This window comes from Nocardioides agri (assembly GCF_013778305.1).
In the GTDB taxonomy this organism is placed as follows: Bacteria; Actinomycetota; Actinomycetes; order Propionibacteriales; family Nocardioidaceae; genus Nocardioides; species Nocardioides agri.
Genome location: NZ_JACEIC010000002.1, coordinates 3,199,404 through 3,219,383, shown reverse-complemented (window position 1 = coordinate 3,219,383; position 19,980 = coordinate 3,199,404). Strand labels below are relative to the sequence as shown.

16 protein-coding genes are annotated in these 19,980 nt (G+C 72.5%); 8 read left to right on the top strand and 8 right to left on the bottom strand.

Going from position 1 to position 19,980, the window contains the following annotated elements:
• Positions 1–32: 32 nt before the first annotated feature.
• Both HZF07_RS20165 and HZF07_RS20160 read left to right on the top strand, forming a co-directional pair.
• Complete coding sequence (locus HZF07_RS20165; RefSeq protein WP_157344073.1) at positions 33–893, top strand: GNAT family N-acetyltransferase; 861 nt, start codon at positions 33–35, stop codon at positions 891–893.
• Between the two features lie 31 nt (positions 894–924).
• Positions 925–1,374, top strand: a complete 450-nt coding sequence (locus HZF07_RS20160; protein ID WP_157344071.1) for a molybdopterin-dependent oxidoreductase — start codon at positions 925–927, stop codon at positions 1,372–1,374.
• A gap of 42 nt (positions 1,375–1,416) precedes the next feature.
• On the opposite strand, the gene HZF07_RS20155 is transcribed toward HZF07_RS20160, so the two are convergent.
• From HZF07_RS20155 to HZF07_RS20140, 4 genes are read right to left on the bottom strand one after another with little or no spacing between them, the layout of a single operon-like run.
• Positions 1,417–3,156 (bottom strand): VanW family protein, encoded by a 1,740-nt coding sequence (locus HZF07_RS20155; protein ID WP_157344069.1) that lies wholly within the window; start codon positions 3,154–3,156, stop codon positions 1,417–1,419.
• 10 nt (positions 3,157–3,166) lie between these two features.
• Entirely contained in the window at positions 3,167–3,514 is a 348-nt protein-coding gene (locus HZF07_RS20150) for a DUF6113 family protein (RefSeq protein ID WP_157344067.1), read from the bottom strand.
• Positions 3,511–4,440: an N-acetyl-1-D-myo-inositol-2-amino-2-deoxy-alpha-D-glucopyranoside deacetylase gene (mshB, locus tag HZF07_RS20145; RefSeq protein WP_157344065.1), complete on the bottom strand. Its 930-nt coding sequence runs from the start codon at positions 4,438–4,440 to the stop codon at positions 3,511–3,513. Before mshB ends, HZF07_RS20150 begins: the two co-directional genes overlap by 4 nt.
• A 9-nt stretch (positions 4,441–4,449) precedes the next feature.
• Positions 4,450–5,127: a (deoxy)nucleoside triphosphate pyrophosphohydrolase gene (locus HZF07_RS20140; protein ID WP_157344063.1), complete on the bottom strand. Its 678-nt coding sequence runs from the start codon at positions 5,125–5,127 to the stop codon at positions 4,450–4,452.
• 24 nt (positions 5,128–5,151) lie between these two features.
• Here HZF07_RS20140 and HZF07_RS20135 point away from each other — a divergent pair, with 24 nt between their 5' ends.
• Complete coding sequence (locus HZF07_RS20135) at positions 5,152–6,045, top strand: hypothetical protein (RefSeq protein WP_157344061.1); 894 nt, start codon at positions 5,152–5,154, stop codon at positions 6,043–6,045.
• A 154-nt stretch (positions 6,046–6,199) separates the two neighbouring features.
• Here the strand turns inward: HZF07_RS20135 and HZF07_RS20130 are convergent, their stop codons facing one another.
• Positions 6,200–7,024: a thioesterase family protein gene (locus tag HZF07_RS20130; protein WP_181645429.1), complete on the bottom strand. Its 825-nt coding sequence runs from the start codon at positions 7,022–7,024 to the stop codon at positions 6,200–6,202.
• A 44-nt stretch (positions 7,025–7,068) separates the two neighbouring features.
• Here HZF07_RS20130 and HZF07_RS20125 point away from each other — a divergent pair, with 44 nt between their 5' ends.
• The 3 genes from HZF07_RS20125 to HZF07_RS20115 are packed head-to-tail and all read left to right on the top strand — an operon-like array spanning position 7,069 to position 9,679.
• The gene (locus HZF07_RS20125; RefSeq protein WP_232523077.1) at positions 7,069–7,422 is read left to right on the top strand and encodes a YidH family protein; all 354 of its coding nucleotides are present in this window, start codon (positions 7,069–7,071) and stop codon (positions 7,420–7,422) included.
• Positions 7,419–8,792 carry a glycosyltransferase family 39 protein gene (locus HZF07_RS20120; RefSeq protein WP_157344055.1) on the top strand — a complete coding sequence of 458 codons (1,374 nt, stop codon included), beginning with the start codon at positions 7,419–7,421 and terminating at the stop codon, positions 8,790–8,792. Before HZF07_RS20125 ends, HZF07_RS20120 begins: the two co-directional genes overlap by 4 nt.
• Entirely contained in the window at positions 8,789–9,679 is an 891-nt protein-coding gene (locus HZF07_RS20115) for a phosphatase PAP2 family protein (protein WP_157344053.1), read from the top strand. Before HZF07_RS20120 ends, HZF07_RS20115 begins: the two co-directional genes overlap by 4 nt.
• Here the strand turns inward: HZF07_RS20115 and HZF07_RS20110 are convergent.
• Positions 9,676–11,187, bottom strand: a complete 1,512-nt coding sequence (locus HZF07_RS20110) for an acyl-CoA synthetase (RefSeq protein ID WP_157344051.1) — start codon at positions 11,185–11,187, stop codon at positions 9,676–9,678. The genes HZF07_RS20115 and HZF07_RS20110 overlap by 4 nt on opposite strands.
• 266 nt (positions 11,188–11,453) lie before the next feature.
• Here HZF07_RS20110 and HZF07_RS20105 point away from each other — a divergent pair, with 266 nt between their 5' ends.
• Positions 11,454–13,598: an MMPL family transporter gene (locus HZF07_RS20105; protein ID WP_157344049.1), complete on the top strand. Its 2,145-nt coding sequence runs from the start codon at positions 11,454–11,456 to the stop codon at positions 13,596–13,598.
• Between the two features lie 24 nt (positions 13,599–13,622).
• Here HZF07_RS20105 and HZF07_RS20100 read toward each other — a convergent pair whose 3' ends face one another.
• Positions 13,623–14,597 carry a hypothetical protein gene (locus tag HZF07_RS20100; protein WP_157344047.1) on the bottom strand — a complete coding sequence of 325 codons (975 nt, stop codon included), beginning with the start codon at positions 14,595–14,597 and terminating at the stop codon, positions 13,623–13,625.
• 419 nt (positions 14,598–15,016) lie between these two features.
• On the opposite strand from HZF07_RS20100, the gene HZF07_RS20095 reads away from it, so the two are divergent.
• Positions 15,017–17,554 carry a bifunctional FO biosynthesis protein CofGH gene (locus HZF07_RS20095; protein WP_181645428.1) on the top strand — a complete coding sequence of 846 codons (2,538 nt, stop codon included), beginning with the start codon at positions 15,017–15,019 and terminating at the stop codon, positions 17,552–17,554.
• On the opposite strand, the gene HZF07_RS20090 is transcribed toward HZF07_RS20095, so the two are convergent.
• The gene (locus tag HZF07_RS20090) at positions 17,555–19,951 is read right to left on the bottom strand and encodes a phosphoketolase family protein (protein ID WP_157344045.1); all 2,397 of its coding nucleotides are present in this window, start codon (positions 19,949–19,951) and stop codon (positions 17,555–17,557) included.
• Between the last annotated feature and the right edge of the window lie 29 nt (positions 19,952–19,980).

Below are 19,980 nucleotides of genomic sequence, written 5' to 3'. Positions count from 1 at the left end.
ATGATGCCGCCCCTCACGATGTGACCAAGCACATGCTTGGTCCGCACGTCGTCGGCCAGCGGATCGTGGTACGCCGGATCCTGCCCGGGGAGACCGGTCCGACCGGAGGGCCGGCGTTCACGGACCTGCTCGGCACCTGCCTGGCCTGGGCCGACGGCACGTGCGTGGTGCAGGCGGAGGACGGCACGACGACCGCGATCGCCACGGCCGACATCGTCTCCGGCAAGCCGGTGCCGCCCCGCCCGTCGACCCGGCACCGCGTCACGCCCGCCGAGGCGCAGCGCCGCGCGCTCGCGCTCTGGCCCGACCTGCACACCGAGCCGCTGGGCGACTGGGTGCTGCGGCACTCCGCGACCTCGACCGCCCGCCGTGCCAACTCCGTGCTCGCGATGGGGCCCTCGGGGGCCGAGGACGACTACGACCGGGTGCTGGCCTTCTACGCCGGGCGCACCGGCCGGCCGATCGCGGCGGTCCTGCCCGACTCGGCCGAGGACGCGATGTTCCGGAGCCACGGCTGGGGCCTCGAGAGCAACGACGCCGACACGCTCTTCCAGCTCGGGAGCGTCGCCCGGGCGCTGCGCGGGCTCGACGTCCCGGACGCGGCGTACGACGAGGAGGGCGACCTCGTCACGGTCCGCGTCGGCGACCACGCCCGCGGCGTCGCGGCGTACGCCGACGACTGGGTGGGCCTGCGCGGCATCGAGGTCGACCCGGACCGGCGGCGGCAGGGCCTCGGGCTCGCCGTCGTGGCTGCGCTCCTCGAGTGGGGCGCGGAGCGCGGCGCGACCACGGCGTACCTCCAGGTGCTCGGCGACAACGCGCCGGCCCTCGCGCTGTACGCGTCACTGGGGTTCACCACGCACCACGCCTACCGCTATGTCGCACCTTCCTGATTTAACTGCAGTTGTTCAGTAGGATTACTTCATGTGGAGTGATCGCTTCGGCCACCCGGCCTCCGACACCTGGCGCCTGCTCGTCAGCGGTGACGGCGTCGTGGGCGACCGCGTCCACGCCCTCGCGGACCTGCAGGCGTTCACGACCCACACCTGCGGGCGGTGGACCGGCGTGCCGGTGCGCACGCTGCTCGCCCATGCGGGCCTGCGCCCCGGCGCGAGCCGGGTGGTGGCCGTCGGCGTCGACGAGCTCGGCCGCGTGCGGCTGCCGCTGTCGCTCGCGGGGGCGCTCGAGGCCCTGGTCGCCTGGGAGCTCGACGGCCGGCCACTGCCCTCCGACGACGGCTACCCGGCGCGTCTGGTCGTGCCCGGTCGCACCGCGCTCACGCGGCTCCGCGAGCTGCAGGTGACCGCAGCGGCCAGCACGCCGGACGGCACGCCGGGTCCGCCGGCCCTGGCCGGGTCAGTGCGTCCGGCCTGAGATCAGCACGTGCTCGGCAACGCCCGCCAGGGCGGCGGTCCGCTACGCGTCGCCCTGCTTCGGCGGCTTGCAGACGACGGTGTCGGAGGGGGTGTACGCGGTGTGGAACTTCTCGCTCTTCACGACCTCGTCGCTGCCGGGCTCGTGGAAGTAGCGGGTGACGTCGACGTCGAAGCCGCTGTAGCCGGTGTTGGGGTAGCAGTCCGGCGTGTCCAGGGTCCGGGTCTTCGGCGCCCGGTAGTTGTAGCGGTCCGAGGTCGTGGTGGTGATGTCCCAGGTCTTGGTGGAGTACATCGAGACCGTCACGACACCCTGCGAGGACGGCGTGCTCGGTTGCACGGTGGCGTGGATGAGGACGCCGTGGTCGGTGTCGTTCTGGAAGCGCAGGTCGACCGATCCCCAGGCCACGGTGGCCTCACGGCCGACCGGGTAGCGGTCGATGTAGAACGAGTGCGGCTTGTGCTCGATGTCCTTCAGGCCCGCGAAGAACATCGCGTTGAAGGTCGTCGTCGCCATCTGGGAGACGCCGCCGCCGAGGTCCTCCTTGAAGATGCCGTTGCTGATGATGAAGCCCTCGGTGAACCCGTTCTCGCGGGTGCGCTCGCCGACGGTGTCGTTGAGCGAGAACGTCTCGCCCGGCTTGAGGATCGTGCCGTCGATGATCTCGGCGGCCCGGCCGATGTTGGTGTTGCGGTACTCGGCGTAGGGGTAGTGCGTCGTGAACGACGACACCTTCTCCTTGATGCCGAGCGCCTCGGCGTCCTCGGTCGTGAACTCCGGCTCGGCGACGGTCGCCTCGACCTCCATCTTCCGCGCGTCGCCCTCACGGGTGACCAGCTCGAGGAAGGCCGCGCTCACGTCGGCCGGGTCGAAGGTGACGCCCGGCTTGGCCGGAACCACCGTCGGCTCGCCGTCGACGAGCTCCACGGTCGCGTCGACCGGCTTGTCTTCCTCGCTGACGCCGGACTCGACCAGCCTGGTCAGCCGCCGGGTGTCGAGCTCCGGCACGAGGGCTCCGCCCTCGGCCTTCATCGAGATCGCCGCGGAGTAGTCCTTCGGGTCGAGCACGACCGGGGAGTCGCCGAAGACCAGCGTCACCGGGGCCGACATGGCCGGGTTGGCGAACGCGTCGACCGCCGCCTGGACCGCCTCGTCGTCGATCTCGGGCTGGGTGACCTCGGTGGGCAGCTCGACGACGGGCGCGTCCGGGTCGAGCCAGGCGGCGCCGACCAGCGCCGCGGCCTGGTCGGTGTCGAAGCCACTGCCCGGCTGGGCGTCGGTGACCACGACCCGGCCGTGCTTGAACGCCACCGCGCCGTCCACCGGCGCGGTCCCGGCCCGGGTGGCCACGTCGTCGAGCGCGGCCGCCATCGCGGCGTCATCGACCTCGACGACGGGCTCCTCCGCCCCGCCGCCGGTCCAGTAGTCCCAGAGACGGGCGGGTGCCAGGCTGCGGCCGCCGCCGGCCTCGGCGACGGTGGCCGCGTAGTCGACGGTCAGGCCGGCGGACGCGGGGTCGACCTGCACCTCGGTGTCGTCGACGGTGACGGTGACGGGACGCTTCGCACGGTCGGCCAGACCGGCGCGCAGGGCCTCCTCGGCCTCCTCCGGCGACCGGTCGCCGATGGCGACACCGGCCACCGTGGCTCCGCGCGGCACCTTGTCGCCGGCTCCGGCGTACGCCGCGGCGTAGGCGAGGCCAGCGAGGAGCAGCAGACCGCCGAGCAGCAGCAGGACGACCTTGCCACCCGCAGAGTCGCGGGCACCCCCGTTGTTCGTCACGCGGGCAATCCTAGGTAGCGACCGGTGCCCGGCGGCGCGGGCGGGGCAGCGTGGCGAGTCCTGCGACCAGCAGCACCATCGTGAAGCCGAGCAGGGTGTAGCCCTGCCAGTTCTCGCTGACGACGTAGTCGCCCTCCGGCCGGGGCACGGTCAGCCAGCCGACCGCGCCCACGAAGCCGAGCACGAACGGCAGCCGGGTGGACCAGCCCGGCGGGAGGGCGTACGCCGTGAGCGCGGTGGCGACCAGCCCGAGCGCCAGCGCCCAGGGCATGCGGTGCACGAACACCGCGGCGATCCCGGTCGCGGCGCCGAGCAGCAGCAGGGCGACTGCGACCAGGATCCGGACGGCCGTCCTCACCGGCCGGTGGAGAGGCCGGCGAAGAGATCGGTCTCGAGACCGTCCTCGCCCAGCTCGCCGGGCTGCCCCTTGGCGATCCGGAAGAACTCCAGGCCCCACGCGACCGCGCCGACGTTGTTGGACAGCGCGAAGAACGGGCCGTCCGTCGTGATCTGGGTGGCGTGCGCGCGCATGGCCGCGAGCTTCCGCTCGACGTGGTCGGTCGCGTCGACCACCGCCGCGAGGTCCTCGTCGGCCGAGACGAAGTGCGGCAGCGGGCCGTCGGGGTCCATGCCCTCGAAGGTCGTGGTGTCGCCGGCGTCGCGCAGCGCCCGCAGGCCCGCACGCATCCGGCTCTCGGACATCGCCCCCCAGTAGATCTTCGCGATGTCCCAGGCCTCGCCGAGGTCCTTGCGATAGGACGGCACCGCGGCGAGCGACGCGGCGTAGGTCGCGACCCGGTGCGCCTGGATGTGGTCGGGGTGGCCGTAGCCGCCGAACTGGTCGTAGGTCACCAGCACCTGCGGTCGCACCTCGCGGATCACCGCGACGAGGTGGTCGGCCGCCTCGGTGAGGTCGGCGTTCCAGAAGGCGTTGGGGTGCTTGGCGATGACCTCCGGGTCACCGATCGCGTGACCGTCCTCGTGCCACGCCATCCCGGAGTCGCGGTAGGTGCCGAAGCCGCCGAGGAAGCGGTGGTCGCTGACCCCGAGCTCCTTCATCGCGGCGGCGAGCTCCTCCTTGCGGTGCTCGCCGAGGAGGTCGTCGCGGTCGGCGGCGAGGTGCTCGAGCTCGGGCACGAGGATCTCGCCCATCTCCCCGGCGGTGCAGGTCACCAGGGTGACGCCACGGCCCTCGGCGGCGTACTTCGCCATCGTGGCACCCTGGCCGATCGACTCGTCGTCGGGGTGGGCGTGCACGAGCAGGAGGCGCTGGTCGAACGTCATGCCGCGAGCCTACTGAGCGTCACCGACACGCTTGATCCGGCGCGGCTGCGTGGGCAGATCGAGCGGCGGGTGGGCCGGCTGGGGCTCCTCGACGTCGAGCCAGCCGTCGAACTCGTCGACGAGCAGGTCGAGCACCAGCTCGGGGGCATCGGTCAGCACCGCCCAGGGATGGGCCTCGTCGTCGTCCTCGCCTGCGAGCCGCTCCCGCTCGACCCGGGCGCTGTAGCCCGCGGCGGCGAGTCGGGCGGCCACGGACCGCGCGTCCTCCTCGTCGAAGAAGATGCCCCGCGGTCCGGCGGGGCCGGCCTCGCGCAGCAGCGCCGCCACCTCGGGGAGGAACGGCACGTCCGGGGCACCCCAGGGCACCCCGCCCAGCTCGTCGGGTCCCAGCCAGCGGAGCTCGTCGTGGTCGGAGAGGGTCGGGGTCCCCTCGACGATCTGCGCGACGCCCACCGTCAGCACCCAGCCGCCGGCGATGTCGACCTCGAGGTCGAGCCAGCGGTCGAGCCGCACGGTCACGCCCAGCTCCTCCCTGATCTCGCGGACGAGCGCCTGCTCCGGGCTCTCCCCCGGCTCCACCTTGCCGCCGGGGAACTCCCAGAGCCCGGCGAGCTCGGGCGGCTCGGTGCGGCGCGCCGCAAGGACGCGCCCGTCGCGCACGATCGCTGCTCCGACGACTGCGGCCATGCGCCGGAGGTTACCGTTCGCGTCGTGCACCTCTCCCGCGCGCAGGAGCTCACCGCGGAGGCCGACGCGCTCGTCGCGAGGCACGGCGGCCCGGTGGGGCTCGACGCCGTCCGCGGCGACCGGCGGCTCCGGCGTACCTGGGCACCGTGCCTGTCCCGGCACCGGGCGTGGACCTGGGACGCCGCCGACCGCCGCGACACGCGGTGGTGGCCGCAGGGCATCGCGCTCGAGCCGGGCGGCGAGCGGGTCGCGGTGACGTGGTACGCCCAGGACGGTGGCGTGCGGGTCTCCGTGCTCGACCTGGCGCGGCGGCGCTACGCGCACGTGGCGCTCGTGGTCCCCACCACCGGCGGCCACGAGCCGCTCGCCGCGCACGCCGGTGGGCTCGGCTGGCACGGGACCCGGCTGTACGTCGCGGCCACCCGGGCGGGCCTGTGGGTCTGCGACGTCCGCGACGTGGTCCGCTCGCCCGACGGGCTGCTGCTGCCGGTCCGGCACCGGCTGGTGCCGGAGTCCGACGACGACGGCGAGCCGCTGCGCTTCTCGTTCGTGGCCGTCGACGACGCCTGCGACCCGCCCGCACTGGTCGCCGGCGAGTACGGCGGCCGCCGACAGACGCGGCGGTTCGCCGAGATGCCGATCGACGGCGGCCCGGTCACCGTGGTCGCCCACGACGTGCTGCGCGCCCAGGGGGTCGCGCGGATCGAGGGCCGGCTCTACCTGTCCTCGTCCCACGGCCCGTGGGGGCTGGGGTCGATCTGGTCCGGCGAGCCCGGCGGCTTCCGCGAGCACCGTCGGGTCCTGCCGATGGGGCCGGAGGACCTCGCCTACGACGCGCGCACCGATCGGCTGTGGACGGTCACCGAGCACCCCCGGCGGCGGTGGATCGTGTCCCTGCGGCGGTCCCGGGTGAGCTGACGGCTCCTCCCCCGGCGGCGCCCCCGCGCGGTTTCATCAAGGGATGACGGTGAACCAGCGCCTCCCTCGTCGAGTTCGGCACGGGAAGCGCGGTCTCGCCCTCATCCCTTGATGAAACGCCGCCAGCCGCCGCCCGCAGCCGACGACAATTCGCTCAACGGTGAGGTCGCGGCTGCCGGGCGAGCTGCCGGCTCTGCGCGACGAGCCGACCGGCGGAGTCCCAGACCTCGCAGTCCTCCTCGAACATGCCGCCGGCGAGGTTGCGGGTCGCGTGCCGCACCTTGAGCCAGCCGGGCGCGGGCCGCGCGCGCACGTGGGCGGTGAGCTCGAGCGTCGGCGCCCAGCCCATCAGGCCGAGGTCGAAGGTCACCGGGGGCAGGGCGTCGACGACCATCAGCAGCGAGACCGGGTCGGGCTCGCGGCCGTCGACGAGCCGGAACCACGCGGCGATCTCGCCGCGCCCGCTCGGCTGGCCGACCGCCCAGCCGACGTGCTCGGGGTGGAAGCGCATGTCGAAGCGGGCCATCATCGGCGCGAGCTCGAGGATCTCCCGCGGTGCGAACGTGTTGGCGACGCACTCGTCCGGTGGCGGCAGGTGCGGCTCCTCCGCGGTGGTGCCGACGTCGTCACCGAGCCGGTCGAGGTCGCCGTACGTCGCCAGCGCGGCGATCCGCACCTGCTCGTCGGCACCGTCACCCTGGCGCAGCTCGGCCGACGCGGTGCCGACCGATCCACCCTCGCGGCGCACGTCGACCGCCACCGTCGCCGGCCCGGGCGACGCCGCCGACAGGTAGTAGGCCGAGACCGCGAGTGGGTCGGGCTTCGCCGGGAACGACGCGCGCAGGGCGTTGCCCATCAGCGCCAGCAGGTAGCCGCCGTTGACGCCGCCGCCGACGACCCAGCCGGGGTCGAGGTCGGCGGCGTACCTGCCGTCCCCCTGGGAGCGGACCGCGATGTGGGCATCGAGCTCGAACGTCACGTCCTCGACCCTAGAGGTGGGTGGTGTGCGCAAGGATGAGCACCATGACGCAACGTCGGCCGCACTGGGTCTACGACGCCGGGCAGGAGCCGGACCCGCGGTTCTCCCTGGCGAACGAGCGGACGTTCCTCGCCTGGGTGCGCACCGCCCTGGCGATCCTGGCCGGCGGGGTCGCGCTGCAGGCGCTCGGCCTGCCGGACACCGACTGGGTCCGCGACGGCCTCGCGGTCGCGCTCGTGCTGCTCGGCGGCCTCGTGACGGTGCTGGCGATGGTGCGGTGGGCGCGGATCGAGCGGGCGATCCGCACCCGGACCCCCCTGCCGGCGTTCAACCTCGGCATCCTGCTCACCGGCGCCGTGCTCGTCGGGGCCGTGCTGCTGGCCTTCGCGTTCGCGTGAACCGCTCGGTCGTCGGCCTGGCCGCCCTCGCCGGGCTCTGCGTGACGCCGTACGCCGGCCGGACGCTGAGCCCTGACGAGGGCGGGCTGCTGCTGCTCGCGAGCCAGTGGACGTCCGGGTCCTCGCTCTACGGCGACTACTTCGTCGACCGGCCGCCAGGGCTGATCGCGCTGTTCGCGCTCGCGGACGGCCTGGGCGGATCGGCGTGGGCCGTGCGCGCGCTCGGGATCCTGGCCGTCGTGTCGTCGGTGCTGCTCGCCGGCCTGGTCGGCCGCGCGGCGGGCGGCTCCCCCGTGCTGCCGGCGCTGACGGCCGCGATCCTGGTCGTCACCCCGCTCTTCGGCGGCACGGTCGTCAACGGCGAGCTGCTCGGGCTGCCCTTCCTGATCGGCGGCTGCGCCGCGGTGGTCACGGCGGCCCGTTCGGACCGGTGGCTGCCGTGGGCCGTGCTGGCCGGCGTGCTCGGCGCGGCCGCTGCGCTGGTCAAGCAGAGCCTGCTGGACGTGCTCGTCCTGGCGGTCGTGCTGCTGCTGGCGCGGCGGCGGCCCGCGGCGCTCGCCGCGGTCGTCGGCGCGGCCGCGGTCACGATCACGGTCGCCGTCGGCCTGGCCGCGCTCCGCGGGACGGCACCGGGCGACCTCTGGGACGCCGCGGTGGTCTTCCGCCAGCAGGCGGCCGCGGTGATCGCGACGTCGGCGACCGGATCCACGGCGAGCCGGCTCGGCGCACTGCTGCTCGCCCTGCTCGCCACCGGAGTGCCGCTGCTGCTCGTCGCTCTCGCCCGGCGGGCGCGCGGCGCTGAGCTCTTCTGGCCCGCGCTGGCGGTGCTCGCCTGGGAGCTCTTCGTGGTCCTCGGCGGCGGCAGCTACTGGCTGCACTACCTGATGGGCCTGGTGCCCGGCCTGGTGCTGCTGGCGGCGGCCGCAGGGCAGCGGTCGCCGCGCCCCGGGCGCTTGCTGGTCGCGGCGTACGCCGTCGCCGGGGCCTCCGCCGTGGTGGCCCTGGTGGTGGTCGCGGTCCGCCCGATCGAGCGACCGGAGGGCCCGGCGATCGCCTGGCTCGACGCCCACGCCCGACCCGGGGACACGGCCGTGGTCGCCTTCGGCGGCCCCAACATCCTCGAGGCGACCGGGCTGCGCAGCCCCTACCCCGACCTGTGGAGCCTGCCGGTGCGGGTGCACGACCCCGACCTGGTCGCCCTCACGTCGCTGATGCGCTCCGCCGCGCGGCCCACCTGGCTGGTCGTCGCGGGCGAGTCACTCGGGTCGTGGGGCATCGACGCGGCCGTCGCCGACGAGGTGATGGCCGACCACTACGCTCGCGCCACCACCGCCGGCGACTGGACGATCTACCGCGAGGACAGCGCGTGACCCGACGCACCGCCACGACGGCGTACGCCGTCGTCCTCCTGCTGTGGTGCCTGCTGGTCGGCATCCCGAACGACCCGGCCGGCGTCGTCCTGTGGATCTGGTTCGGCACGATCGCCTGGTACGCCGACGACCCCGACCGACGCTGGCGGCGGTTCTGGCGGGACTGGTGGCTGCCGCTGCTGCTGCTCGTCGTCTACTGGCTGGTGCGCGGGCTGGCCGACGAGATCGGCATCGCGCCGCACTACTCGATGCCGATCCGGGTCGACGAGTGGCTCTTCGCAGGCACGACGCCGACGGTGTCGCTGCAGCACGCCTGGTGCGGCGAGCCGTGCCTCAAGACGCTCCCGCCGCACTGGTACGACGTGCTGCTCACGACCGTCTACGCCTCGCACTTCCTGGTCGCACTGACCCTCGCCGGGGTGCTGTGGGTGCGCGACCGCGACGAGTGGGTGCGCTGGCTGCGCCGCTACCTCACGCTGCTCTTCTCGGGCCTCGCGATCTACGTGGTCTACCCGATGGCGCCACCGTGGATGGCCGCGCGCGACGGCTACCTGGCCGAGGTGCACCGGATCACCCGCCGCGGCTGGTCGGAGCTCAGCGTGGGCGGGATCGACCTGCACCGCCAGACGATGATCATGCGGGGCATGGGCAACAAGGTCGCCGCGATGCCTTCGCTGCACGCCGGGATCGCCTTCCTGGTGGCATTCTGGTTCATCACGCGGCTGCGGTCGCCGCTGCGGTGGCTGCTGCTGCTCTACCCGCTCGCGATGTCGCTCGCGCTCACCTACTTCGCCGAGCACTACGTCGTCGACGCGATCGCCGGCGGCGCCCTCGCGCTGCTCGTGATGGTCGGCGTCGGCCGCTGGGAGCGCCGCCGCGCGGCCTAGGTGCGGGCGTACTCCTCGCGCAGCCTGCCCTTCACCATCTTCCCCGTCGGCGTGCGCGGCAGCTCCTCGCGGAACAGGAACTCCCGCGGCACCTTGAAGTGCGCGATCCGCTCCCGGGCGTACGCCGTGAGCTCGGCGGCCAGGTCCTCGCCCGGCACGGCACCCGGCGCCGGCTGCACGAACGCCACCACCCGCTCTCCCATCTCGTCGTCGGGGACGCCGATGACGGCGATGTCGGTGACGGCCGGGTGCAGGCTGAAGAGGTCCTCGATCTCCTGCGGGTAGATGTTCACGCCGCCGGAGATGATCATGAACGCCTTGCGGTCGGTGAGGAACAGGTAGCCGTCCTCGTCGAGGTAGCCCAGGTCGCCGACGGTCGTCCAGCTCTCGTGGTCGGGGTGCTGCGTGCTCCGCGTCCTCTCCTCGTCGTTGTGGTAGCTGAACGTGCGCTGCTCACGCTCGAAGAAGACCGTGCCGACCTCGCCCGGCCCGAGCACCGCACCGTCGTCGCCGCAGATCCGGATCGTGCCCATGAGGGCGGTGCCGACCGACCCCGGCTTGCGCAGCCACGCTTCCGAGTCGATGAAGGTCGCGCCGTTGGCCTCGGTCGAGGCGTAGTACTCGTGGATGATCGGCCCGAACCACTCGATCATCGCCCGCTTGACATCCACGGGGCACGGGGCCGCCGCATGGATGACCGTGCGCAGCGAGCTGACGTCGTAGGCCGAGCGCACCTCGGGCGGCAGCTTGAGCATCCGCACGAACATCGTCGGCACCATCTGGGTGGTGGTGATGCGGTAGCGCTCGATCGCGCGCAAGGCGTCCTCGGCGTCGAACCGCTCCATCATCACCAGCGTCCCGCCCAGGGCGTGCACGACGCCGCCGAACCGCAGCGGCGCCGCGTGGTAGACCGGCGCCGGCGAGAGGTAGACGGTGTCCACGCCGAACCCGTACAGCGCGCCGAAGACCGTGGGGTAGACGTAGCCGGGCTCGTCGACGGCGATCGCCGGCAACGGCGGCTTGATGCCCTTCGGCCGGCCGGTGGTGCCCGAGGAGTAGAGCAGGTCCTCGCCGTGGGGCTGCTCCGGCAGCGGCTCGGCCGAGACCGCGGCGAGCGCCTCCTCGTAGTCGCCCTCGAACGTCAGCGAGGTGCCGATCCCGACGCCAGCGCGGGCGGCGAGATCGCTCTTGGACGGCGCCACCAGCAGCGCCCGGGCGCCGCAGTCGCGCAGGATGTAGGCGACCTCGTCGGCGGCCAGGTTGTGGTTGACCGCCGTGATGTAGAGGCCGGAGCGCAGGGCGGCCCAGTAGGCCTCGTAGGTCTCGGGGCGGTTGTCGGAGAGCAGCGCGACGACGTCGCCGACGCGCAGCCCGGCCCGGTCGTGCAGGTAGCGCGCCAGCCGGGCGCTGCGCTCGTCGAGCTGGGCGTAGGTGAGCGTCCGGCCGGAGCCGGCCATCACGAGTGCTGGCTTGTCGGGCGTCCGTGAAGCCCAGGTCCCGGGATACATGTCTCCGAACCTGTCACACGATCGGCTGCCCCGGTGTCCTGAGGCCAGATGACGAGCAGGAGCCCGCAGGGGCCAATCCCGCTCAACCACGGACGAAACGAGTCCGATTGACAGAGGTCAGATTCTGACCTGTAGCGATGGTTGCATGTCGATCACGGTCTTTCCCGTTCGACGTACCAGTGTCCGATGACTTCGCCATGCTGGAGTGGTCGGACTAGGGGAAAACCCCGATGCCCTCTGCCCCCGATCACTGAGAGAGTTCCCCCATGCACATCCAGATCGCCGGCAAGCTCACCGGCCGGATCACCAAGTGGATCGTCCTCGTGGCCGTCCTGGTGATCGCCGGGATCATGGGCTCGTTCGCCGGCAAGCTCACCAGCGTCCAGAACAACGAGGCCGAGTCGTGGCTGCCCGAGAGCGCCGAGTCGACCCAGGCGATCCAGCGCCTCGAGGAGTTCCAGGACCCCAACGACCTGGTGACGACCGTCGTCTACTACAAGGAGTCCGGCCTCACCGAGGAGGATCTCGCCGCGATCGAGAGTCACGGTCCCGAGATCGCGCAGCTCGAGGGCGTCTCCAACGTCATCACCCCGGAGGCCGCCGCCGCCAACGGGATCCCGGCGCCGTACGTCTCCGAGGACGGCCAGGTCGCGAAGCTCGACTTCACGATCAACCGTGGGGACGAGCTCTGGGAGGACATGCCCGACGTCGCCGACCAGATCCGCGACATCACCGCGATCGACGGCGTGGAGGTCTACGTCGCCGGTGCCGGCGGCACCACGGCCGACCAGGCCGCCGCCTTCGCCGGCATGGACGGCCGGCTGCTGCTGATCACGCTCTGCGCGGTGATCCTGATCCTGCTCGTCAGCTACCGCAGCCCGGTGCTGTGGGCACTCCCGATCTTCTGTGCCGTCGTCGGCCTGGGCATCGCGATGGGCCTGCTCTACCTGCTGGCCAAGTACGCCGACATGACCATCAACGGCCAGACGCAGTTCATCATGACCGTGCTGGTGATCGGCGCCGGCACCGACTACGCCCTGCTGCTGGTCGCCCGCTACCGCGAGGAGCTGCGCCGTCACGAGGACCGGCACGAGGCGATGGCGTTCGCGCTGCACCGTGCCGCCCCGGCGATCTTCGCCAGCGCCTCGACCGTCGTGGCCGGCCTGCTCTGCCTGATGTTCGCCGAGCTCAACTCGACCGCCGGCCTCGGGCCGGCCAACGCCGTGGCCGTCGCGGTGACGTTCGTCGTCATGGTCACCCTGCTGCCCGCCCTGCTGGTGATCTGCGGCCGGTGGGTGTTCTGGCCGTTCATCCCGCGCTACGGCAGCGCGGAGCCGACCGAGTCCGGCTTCTGGGCCCGCACCGGCAACCGGATCGCGCCGCGGCCCCGCACCGTCTGGATCTTCACCACGGTCGCGCTGCTGATCGTCGCGCTCGGCGCGCTGCGCCTCGACACCTCGGGCATCCCCAACGACGAGACCTACGTCTCCGGCCACGACGTCGAGTCGGTTGCCGGCAACGAGCTGCTCGTCGAGCACGGCCTGGTCGACGCGAGCTCGCCGATCCAGATCGTCGCCAGCACCGAGCAGGCCGACGAGGTCGTCGCGGCCATGGACGGCATCGAGGGCATCCAGGAGCCGGTGGTCGTCGCCGAGAAGGACGGCACCTCGCTGATCCTGGCCAACCTCACCGCCGACCCGCTCGACGAGCAGTCCATCAAGGCCGTCGAGGACGTCCGCGACGCCGTGCACGCAGTGGACGGGGCGGACGCCCAGGTGGGCGGCTGGACCGCGGTCACCCTCGACATCGAGGAGGCGTCGGCCCGCGACAACAGGGTCGTCATCCCGATCATGCTGCTCGCGGTGATGCTGATCCTGATGGGCCTGCTCCGGGCGCTCGCCTCGCCGCTGATCCTGATCGGCACGGTGATCCTGTCGTTCGCCGCGGCGCTGGGCATCTCGGGCGTGGTGTTCGACCTGGTCTTCGACCGGCCGCACACCGACCCCGGCTTCCCGTTGTACGCGTTCGTGTTCCTGGTCGCCCTGGGCATCGACTACAACATCTTCCTGATGACCCGGGTCCGCGAGGAGACCGCCACCAAGGGCACCCGCCGCGGCTCGCTGATCGCGCTCGCCTCGACCGGCGGCGTGATCACGGCGGCCGGCATCGTGCTGGCGGCGACCTTCGGTGCGCTGGCGACCATGCCGCTCACGTTCGCGCTCCAGATCGGCACCGCGATCGCGATCGGCGTCCTGCTCGACACGATGATCGTGCGGTCGGTGCTGGTCACCGCGATCAACCTCGACGCGGGCGGGCGGATCTGGTGGCCGAGCGCGCTCGACCGGAAGCCTCCGGTCGTGCCGCCGGCGTCCGACGCCTCCGAGGAGCCGGAGGTGCGGGTCACCGTCTGAGCGACGCCAGGATGGCGGCGCGCGTCAGGACGGACGCGCGCCGCCCCAGGCGACACCGAGCTCGAACATCGAGCCGACGCCGAAGTGGTCCATCGCCTCGGAGACGCGTCGGCGGCCGGTGCGCTCCGAGATGCCGAGCGCTCGCGCTGCGGACTCCAGCGTCGCCCCACCGTCCATCAGGGTGAGCAGCGGATCCCAGGCCGCGTCCTGCGAGCGGGCCTGGATGCCGCGCTCCCACAGCCGCTCGAAGAGCCAGCTCGCCATGCCGGCGACGGCCCGGCTGCGCACCGCGATCACCGACGTCGGCCACGTCTCGCCCCAGGTGAGCGGCAGCGCCACGGTGTCCTCGTCGGTCACCCAGAACCAGCCGGGCGGACGCTCCAGCATCCGCAGCTGCAGCCCGCCCTCCAGCTCCTCGCTCACCCGCTGCTGGGCCTCGGGATGGACGGCGTCCGCGATCGACGCGATGACCCGGATCCGGTGGCCCTCGCCGCGACCGGCCTCGTGCCAGACCTCCTGCATCGCCGGGTCGGCGATGTAGAGCCGCGAGGCGTCCGGCAGCACGACGTCGGTGCGCTGCGCGGGCTTGCGGCCCTGCCGCACGTGCCACAGGTCGACCACCGCCTCGGGGCCGTGGAAGACCTCGACGTCGAGCAGCTGCTGGTCGCTGCCGCCGGTGTCCCACTCACGGGCGAGCGCCGGGAGGTGGCCGACGACCTCGGCGAGGTCGGCGAGGTGTCGCAGCATCTCCGCGCCGAGGTCACCGGCGCGCCGTCGTACGACGTCGGCGACGACCTCCTCGGGCGCGGAGTAGGTGATCTTGTCGCCGCGCAGCTCGAGGAAGCCCTCGGAGTCGAGCCACTCGAGGTCGCGGCGCACCTCGTCCTGGTCACGCACGGCGAGTGCCGCCAGCTCGGCCACGGTGCTCGCGCGCGAGCGCAGACCGACCCGCAGCGCCTGGTAGGCAGCCGCGGCGGAGGCAGCAGCGTCCGAGCTCACCGGCAGATGTTCGCACGCCTCAGCGAAGCAGCCGGTTCCGGCGGCCGCGTGTCCGGAATCGGACGTGGCCGGAATCGGTCAGTCCGATGTCTGCCATGGCCGTTTCCGGACACAGCATTCGAGCCCTGCGTGCCGCATCATCCCCCGAGACCAGCGAGCGGACCGGCAGGGTCAGGCGCTGACGCACGCGCCAACTCCGGCCCGGACACGGGGCCGGGCCGGAGCACGGCGCGCGTGGCCGATCGCTGCCATGGCCGGATCCGGACGTGACAGGACGTGACAGGGGGCTCGCGGCGGGTCACGATCGTCCGGGACCTCATCGGGTCGGCCCGGAGTGGGGGCCGGGCCGACCCGACGAGGTCGGCGTCCGACACGTGACCCGCCGTCGGCGCTCACCGCGGGCCCTCTAGCCTGGGACGGTGCGCGACCAGCCCACCCCCCAGCAGGTCCGACGGGCTCTGGCCCGCGCCGAGCGAGGCGCCGCCCTCGACGTCGCCGAGGCCGCCGTGCTGCTCGCCGCGGCCGGACCCGAGCTCGACCGGCTGACCGCGGCCGCCGCGAAGGTCCGCGACGCGGGTCTCGTCGCCGCCGGCCGGGTCGTGAACGGGCGGGGCGTCGTCACCTACTCGCCCAAGGTCTTCATCCCGGTCACCCGCCTGTGCCGCGACCGGTGCCACTACTGCACGTTCGTCGAGACGCCCACCCAGGCCGCGCGCGAGGGGCGGTCGCCGTACCTCTCCCCCGACGAGATCCTCGCGATCGCCGCGGAGGGCGCCGCCCTCGGCTGCCTCGAGGCGCTCTTCACCCTCGGCGACCGGCCCGAGGACCGCTGGCCGGAGGCCCGGGCGTGGCTCGACGAGCAGGGCTACGACTCGACGATCGCCTACGTCCGCGCGATGGCGGTGCGGGTGCTCGAGGAGACCGGCCTGCTGCCCCACCTCAACCCGGGGGTGATGTCGTGGGAGGAGCTGAACCGCCTCAAGCCGGTCTCGCCGTCGATGGGGATGATGCTCGAGACGACGTCGCGGCGGCTCTTCGAGACCAAGGGCCTCGCACACTTCGGGTCGCCCGACAAGGACCCCGCCGTGCGGCTGCGGGTCCTCGAGGACGCCGGGCGGCTCTCGATCCCCTTCACGACCGGCCTGCTCGTCGGGATCGGCGAGACGCTGACCGAGCGGGCCGAGACGATCTTCGCGCTGCGCCGGGTCGCGCGGGCGTACGGCGCGGTGCAGGAGGTGATCGTCCAGAACTTCCGGGCGAAACCGGACACCGCGATGCGCCACACCGACGACCTGGCGCTCGACGAGTACCGCGCGGCCATCGCCGTCGCCCGGATCGTGCTGGGCCCGAAGGCACGGGTGCAGGCGCCGCCCAACCTCGTCGACCACTCGGAGGGCGCTGCGGAGTGCCGGGCGCTGCTGGAGGCGGGGGTCGACGACTGGGGCGGCGTCTCGCCGCTGACGCCCGACCACGTCAACCCGGAGCGACCCTGGCCGTCGCTCGAGCGGCTGCAGGCGCTGACGGCCGAGTGCGGCTTCGAGCTCGCGCCCCGGCTGACCGTCCACCCCGAGTACGTCCGCCAGGGCGAGCCGTGGCTGGACCCGCGCATCTCCGCCCACGTCGCCGCGCTCGCCACCCCCGACGGGCTGGCCCGCCCCGGCGTACGTCCGAGCGGGCTGCCGTGGCAGGAGCCCGACGGCGGGTTCGCGTCCGTCGGCCGCACGGACCTCTTCGCCGCCGTCGACACCGAGGGCCGCACCGACGACCGGCGCTCGGACTTCGCCGACGTCTACGGCGACTGGGACGAGGTGCGGGACGCCGCGGCCAGCACCGGCGCCCCGGTCGTCCTCCACGCCGAGGGCCGCGATGCCCTGGTCGCCGCGGAGACGGACCCGGGCAACCTGTCAGACGAGCACGCGCTGACGCTGATGACCGCCGAGGGCGACCTGCTCCGCGAGGTCTGCCGGCTCGCCGACGACCTGCGGCGCGACACGGTGGGCGACGACGTGACCTACGTCGTCAACCGGAACATCAACTTCACCAACGTCTGCTACGTCGGCTGCCGGTTCTGCGCGTTCGCGCAGCGGCGCACCGACGCCGACGCCTACTCCCTCTCCCTCGACCAGGTCGCCGACCGGGCCGAGGAGGCGTGGGCGCTCGGCGCCACCGAGGTGTGCATGCAGGGCGGCATCGACCCCGAGCTGCCCGCCACGGCGTACTTCGACCTCGTGTCGGCGGTCAGGCAGCGGGTGCCGGACATGCACGTGCACGCGTTCTCACCGATGGAGGTCGTCAACGGCGTGGCCCGCACCGGCCTGTCGATCGAGGACTTCCTAATCAAGGCGCGCGAGGCCGGGCTCGGGTCGCTCCCCGGCACGGCCGCCGAGATCCTCGACGACGAGGTCCGCTGGGTGCTGACCAAGGGCAAGCTGCCGACCGCCACCTGGATCGAGGTCGTCTCCACCGCGCACCGCGTCGGCATCCCGACCACCTCGACGATGATGTACGGCCACGTCGACCACCCGCGGCACTGGGTCGGCCACCTCCGCGTGCTCTCCCGCATCCAGGACGACTCTCTGAATTCTGGTGGAACCGGCTTCACCGAGTTCGTGCCGCTCCCGTTCGTGCACACCTCCGCGCCGATCTACCTCGCCGGCGTCGCCCGGCCGGGCCCGACACTGCGCGACAACCTCGCCGTCCACGCGATGGCGCGGATCATGCTGCACGGCCGGATCAGCAACATCCAGACGTCGTGGGTCAAGCTCGGCGTCGACGGCACCCGCGCGATGCTCCAGGCGGGCGCCAACGACGTCGGCGGCACGCTCATGGAGGAGACGATCTCCCGGATGGCCGGCTCCGAGCACGGCTCGGCCAAGACCGTCGCCGAGCTCGTCGAGATCGGCGCCGGCATCGGCCGCCCGGTCCGCGAGCGGACCACGACGTACGGCGTGCGCTGATCAGGCCTCGGGCGCGTTGCGCTCGGCGTCCTCGGTGACGACCTTCGGTCCCGACACGGCCGACCACTGCCAGTTCTGGATCTCCGGCAGGTCCTCGCCGTAGGTGCGGACGTACTGCTTGTGCCGGATCAGCTCGTTCTTGAAGTGCTCGCGCGCCACGCCGGACGTGGCCGCCAGCCGCGGCACCCGGTCGATGACGTCCATGGCCAGGTTGTAGCGGTCCATGTGGTTGAGCACGGTCATGTCGAACGGCGTGGTGGTGGTGCCCTCCTCCTTGTAGCCGCGCACGTGGATGTTGTCGTGGTTGGTGCGGCGGTAGGTCAGCCGGTGGATCAGCCACGGGTAGCCGTGGTAGGCGAAAATCACCGGGCGGTCCTTGGTGAACAGCGCGTCGAAGTCGGCGTCCGAGAGGCCGTGCGGGTGCTCGCTCTCCGGCTGCAGCCGCATCAGGTCGACGACGTTGACGAACCGGATCCGGATGTCGGGCAGGTGCTCGCGCAGGAGCTCCACAGCGGCGAGGCTCTCCATGGTCGGCACGTCGCCCGCGCAGCCGATCACGACGTCCGGGCCCTCGTCGACGTCGTTGGAGGCCCAGTCCCAGATGCCGATGCCCTTGGTGCAGTGGATGATCGCGTCCTCCATGGAGAGGTACTGGAGGGCGGGCTGCTTGCCCGCGACGATCACGTTGACGTAGTGCCTGCTGCGCAGGCAGTGGTCGGTCACCGACAGCAGGGTGTTGGCGTCCGGCGGCAGGTAGACGCGGACGACGTTCGCCTTCTTGTTGATGACGTGGTCGATGAAGCCCGGGTCCTGGTGGGAGAAGCCGTTGTGGTCCTGGCGCCACACGTGCGAGGTCAGCAGGTAGTTGAGCGAGGCGACGGGACGGCGCCACTCGATCCTGCGCGTGGTCTCCAGCCACTTGGCGTGCTGGTTGAACATCGAGTCGACCAGGTGGATGAACGCCTCGTAGCAGGAGAAGAGCCCGTGCCGGCCGGTGAGCAGGTAGCCCTCGAGCCAGCCCTGGCAGGTGTGCTCGGACAGGATCTCCATGATCCGACCGTCGGGCGCGAGGTGGTCGTCGTACTCCTCGATCCGCGCGTTCCAGGTGCGCGGGGTGACCTCCATGACGTCGCCGAGCCGGTTGGAGGAGTTCTCGTCCGGCGAGAACAGCCGGAAGTTGTGCATGTTGTCGGCCATCACGTCGCGCAGGAAGCCGCCCATCACCCGGGTCGACTCGACGGCGCCGGTGCCAGGCTCGTCGACGGTGACGGCGTACTCGCGGAAGTCGGGCATCCGCAGCGGCTTCAGCAGGAGGCCACCGTTGGCGTGCGCCGTCGCGCTCATCCGCAGCTCGCCCTCGGGGTGGAGGGCGGCGATGTCCTCGGCGGGGGCACCGGCCTTGTCGAACAGCGAGTCGGGGTCGTAGCTGCGCAGCCACTCCTCGAGCACCTTGCGGTGCTTCTTGTCGCTGCGCGCGTTGGCGAACGGCACCTGGTGCGAGCGCCAGTAGTCCTCGACCCGCTGGCCGTCCACCTCCTTGGGACCGGTCCAGCCCTTCGGGGAGCGCAGCACGATCATCGGCCACGGCCGCCGCGGCACCGCGCCGCTGCTCGCCCGTGCCTCGCCCTGGATGTCGGCGATGTCGTCGAGCGCCTGGGCCAGGGTGCCGGCGAAGTCGGCGTGCATCTGCCCCGGGTCCGAGCCGGCCACGACGTACGGCGTGTGCCCGTAGCCCCGCATCAGCGCGGTGAGCTCGTCCTCGTCGATGCGCGCCAGGACCGTCGGGTTGGCGATCTTGTAGCCGTTGAGGTGCAGGATCGGCAGCACCGCGCCGTCGCGGCGCGGGTCGACGAACTTCGTGCCGTGCCAGCTGGTCGCCAGCGGGCCGGTCTCCGCCTCGCCGTCGCCGACGACCGCCGCGACCACGAGGTCGGGGTTGTCGAACGCGGCGCCGTAGGCGTGCGAGAGCGCGTAGCCGAGCTCGCCACCCTCGTGGATCGACCCCGGGGTCTCGGGCGCCACGTGGCTCGGGATGCCGCCCGGGAAGGAGAACTGGGTGAACAGCCGGCGCATGCCGCGCTCGTCGAGGCTGATGTCGGGGTAGACCTCGGAGTAGGTGCCCTCCAGGTAGGCCGACGCGACCAGCCCCGGACCGCCGTGGCCCGGCCCGGTGATGAACACCATCTCCTGCTGCCGGGCCATGATCTGGCGGTTCAGGTGGGCGTAGAGGAAGTTCAACCCGGGCGTCGTGCCCCAGTGGCCGAGCAGCCGCGGCTTCACGTGCTCCTCCTGGAGCGACTCGCGGAGCAATGGGTTGCCCATCAGGTAGATCTGCCCGACGGAGAGGTAGTTGGCGGCGCGCCACCATCGGTCCAGGGTCGCGAACTCCTTGTCCATGGCCCCACGCTGCCGGGTCCCCCTGGTCA

Excerpts from the sequence above, each read along its gene's own strand:
- HZF07_RS20165 (WP_157344073.1), top strand. The coding sequence starts at position 33 with ATGCTTGGTCCGCACGTCGTCGGCCAGCGGATCGTGGTACGCCGGATC.
- HZF07_RS20160 (WP_157344071.1), top strand. The coding sequence starts at position 925 with ATGTGGAGTGATCGCTTCGGCCACCCGGCCTCCGACACCTGGCGCCTG.
- mshB (WP_157344065.1), bottom strand. The coding sequence starts at position 4,440 with ATGACGTTCGACCAGCGCCTCCTGCTCGTGCACGCCCACCCCGACGAC.
- HZF07_RS20140 (WP_157344063.1), bottom strand. The coding sequence starts at position 5,127 with ATGGCCGCAGTCGTCGGAGCAGCGATCGTGCGCGACGGGCGCGTCCTT.
- HZF07_RS20125 (WP_232523077.1), top strand. The coding sequence starts at position 7,069 with ATGACGCAACGTCGGCCGCACTGGGTCTACGACGCCGGGCAGGAGCCG.
- HZF07_RS20110 (WP_157344051.1), bottom strand. The coding sequence starts at position 11,187 with ATGTATCCCGGGACCTGGGCTTCACGGACGCCCGACAAGCCAGCACTC.
- HZF07_RS20105 (WP_157344049.1), top strand. The coding sequence starts at position 11,454 with ATGCACATCCAGATCGCCGGCAAGCTCACCGGCCGGATCACCAAGTGG.
- HZF07_RS20090 (WP_157344045.1), bottom strand. The coding sequence starts at position 19,951 with ATGGACAAGGAGTTCGCGACCCTGGACCGATGGTGGCGCGCCGCCAAC.